Source organism: Streptococcus sp. HMSC10E12, assembly GCF_001807855.1.
Taxonomy (GTDB): Bacteria; Bacillota; Bacilli; order Lactobacillales; family Streptococcaceae; genus Streptococcus; species Streptococcus salivarius.
In genome coordinates, this window is sequence record NZ_KV791112.1 from 1 (window position 1) to 3,368 (window position 3,368).

General features: G+C 34.4%; 2 protein-coding genes. Both read left to right on the plus strand.

All coding sequences use genetic code 11. The features are described from left to right. Positions 1–1,985, plus strand: a 1,985-nt coding sequence (locus tag HMPREF3112_RS09245) for an MORN repeat-containing protein (protein ID WP_070439495.1), incomplete at its 5' end; no start/stop codon positions are given. Positions 1,986–2,182: 197 nt separating this feature from the next. Next, a complete protein-coding gene (locus HMPREF3112_RS09250) occupies positions 2,183–2,788 on the plus strand; it encodes a vWA domain-containing protein (protein ID WP_070439496.1) in 606 nt (201 codons plus the stop codon). Positions 2,789–3,368 lie beyond the last annotated feature (580 nt).

Below are 3,368 nucleotides of genomic sequence, written 5' to 3' on the forward strand. Positions count from 1 at the left end.
ATGCTATGGCTGTTGGAGCAGGTGACTATTTTTACGGTGTTGTGCAGCAAGGTACTTTGAACGAAGTTTCTCGTAAACAATTTTTGTCTGCTTTATCATCTAATGGTTTTACTATAGAATTTTGTAATTTTATCTTTGATGTCTTTGCATATTCTATTAACCAAAGTGTGGCAGTACGGGAAGAAGAAACCACAAAAACGCAACTGTATCAAACAATTGCAAGGACAATTAATCAAAGTGTGGCAGTTCAGGAAGAAGAAACCTCTAAAACCTCAGCTAATGATTCTTATGAGAATATTGCCGCAAATACAATACAGAATAGTAAAAAGATTTCACCTAACATCAAGACTGATACAAAAAGAGACAAGGAAGAAACCGTAAAAGGAAAATTAACCTTCCCGAGTGGTGTAGTTTATGAAGGGGAACTTATACATAAATACCCTAATGGGAAAGGTAAAATGATATGGCCAGATGGTTCTACCTTTGAAGGACAATTTTTAAATGGTTGTAGGGTTAATGGTCAGTTTCATTATCCCAATGGGGTCATATATGAAGGCGACTTCCAAAAAAATATGCGCCAAGGGACAGCAAAAGAAGTATATCCCAACGGGGACATGTTCGAGGGTGAATTCTTGAACGATAAGAGAAAGAAAGGGATTTATACTTTTGCGGATGGCAGGGTCTTTGAAGGTGAGTATGAGAATGGCTGTTCTGAGGGTAGAGGGAAGCAGACATGGCCGGATGGTACAACGTATAAAGGAGACTGGCATAAGGATATGCGTCATGGTAAAGGTGAAATGTTTTGGCCAAGCGGTATAGTTTATGAAGGCGATTTCCTATCAAATCAGCGTCATGGTAAGGGAACTATGACATGGCCAGACGGCACAATATATGATGGAGATTGGAAAAACGATAAACGCGATGGTACAGGTATAACAACTCTACCAAATAACCAACAATATTTACAAACATATTCTCAAGGAAATTTGATTAATGAAAGAGAATTGAAAATAACCGATAGTAAAAATCTGAAATTAAATGCATTGAAGCAATGTACTGAAAATAGGCAAATTGTTGGAAAAGATATAAGAATTCCTCTACCTATAATATTAAAATTTGATAATTTTGATGGATATAGGCTATTCTCTATATCGAATGAACATTATTCTTATGGGACACGAGATTTTACTAAGCATAAACTGGAAGGATTTTGGAAAGATTTCAAGCCTTATGGATATATGAAAAGAACCACACAAGGTGAAACTTGGATTGAGTATTATGATGAAGATGGTAATTTTGTAAAAAAATTTACTAAGAATAAATTGCCTAAAATTTTTCAATTTACTAATAAAATAAGAATGAATTATTGTAATGTGTATGGTTCTGTAAATATTGAAAATTCTAGGTCATTAGTTTATATAGAATATGAGACAAAAGATGGCAATGGTTACCGTGGGACTACCCAACTGTTTAGTAATAAACAACAGGGATTTGGAGTAGCACATTATACTTCTGGGAATCAGTTTTATGGGAAATTTCAAGAAGGAGTTCCTTCTATTGGTATTATGCTCGATTCAGATGGTACTATCTTACGTGGAACTTTTAAAGATGGTCTTTTAAAAGGGGAGGGCATGGTTCAATGGGCGAATGGTGATATTTATGAAGGGGACTTTCAAGAAGGAGTCCGAACAGGGAGAGGTATAATTAAATGGGCGAATGGTGATATTTATGAAGGGGACTTTCAAGAAGGAGGCCGGACAGGGAGAGGTATAATTAAAGGGGCAAATGGTGTTATTTATGAAGGCGATTTCCTATCAGGTCAGTTTCATGGTGAAGGAACTATGATATGGCCAGACGGCACAATATATGATGGAGATTGGAAAGACGGCAAACGCGAAGGTACAGGTATAACAACTCTACCAAATAAACAAAAATACTTACAAACATACTCTCAAGGAAATTTGATTAATGAAAGAGAATTGTAAATAACTGATAGGAGCAAGTTATGTTTCTGTCGGTCTGGAATGATGTATTAAAATTGTCATCTGAAAAAAAAGATTTTAGGAGTGTGTTTTTACTAAATTTTAAATTGTAGTTTGTAGGATTCTAAACTGTTTAAAAAAAATTATTATTCAAATTTAGTCTATCTATATCAATATAATAAAGAGGAAAGGAAAAAATTATGCCAATTGTTCCAGAATTTATACCTAGAAAGTTACTTCCCGTATTTTGTGTCTTAGACATCCCTATGAGCATGGATGAGGATCAGATTACTAGAGTGAATACAATAATGCTAGAGATGGTTGACTTGTTAAGAGAGAAAGCTAATAAATTATATTCTACTGAATTAAGGATAGCTGTTCTTCAATCCTCCAGAACCTCTCAGTGGTTAACTGACGGTCTAATTTCTCCGAAAGACTTCTTGTGGCAGGGCTTAAAGGCAAGTGGTGCTTCTAATTTTGGTAATACACTAAATGAATTGAACGAAAAACTATCTAGGGAAGAGTTTTTAGATAATCCAGGTGGTTTTAAAGTTCCAGTTATCATTTTTATGAATGGTAACGGACCAAAAGATGATTATGAGTTAGCACTGAACAAAATAAAGAGTACTAATAAATGGTTTAAAGTGTCTACTAAAATTCTCGCTGCAGTGGGAAATGATGCAAATGTTCAAGTTCTACAAGAAATAACTGGTAATAAGGAGGCAGTTATCAAGGTTAATGATGAAGAGTCTACTAAATCATTCATGGAGATAATTAGAAAAGCGATGGAGACACATCGTTATTAAACATAGTGGGTCACAAATAACTAACTTTTAGAGAGAGATGAATACTAGAACACTGAAAAAGCGAGTTCTATAATTTTAAAAAAAGGAAAATCCATCTCTACGGTGGCTTTACCCACTACAGAAATTATAGAGCCCTTTAGATATTTCTTTCTTATTTTTCAAAGTATGAAGGAAGAGCTATGGCTTAACTTATAAAAAACATGACAAAAAGTTTAAGGAAATATAATATCCTCATAAACCAAGACGTTATTCGGAACACAAAAACTTCGTCGTAGGTTCTATTATTGTAACTTTATTTTTGTTAGGAGAGATGATCTACTGATACAAGTACCTTCAATAAGAAGTGAGACAAATAGCTTATCGATTAATGTTAGCTTGCTATCTTCTAATATGTTTGCTATACTAAAATCATAAATTGTTTAATTTATATCTTTATTCACTACCTCTAAAGGTGAATTCATAGTCAAGTGACTAGTGAAAACAAGAAACATGGAAGAGGATATGCGGTTACTGGTTCTGTCCCAGTGAAATGCAGACCATGTTTAATGGGTTAAAAGGGAGCGTACTCGCTTTTAGCTAT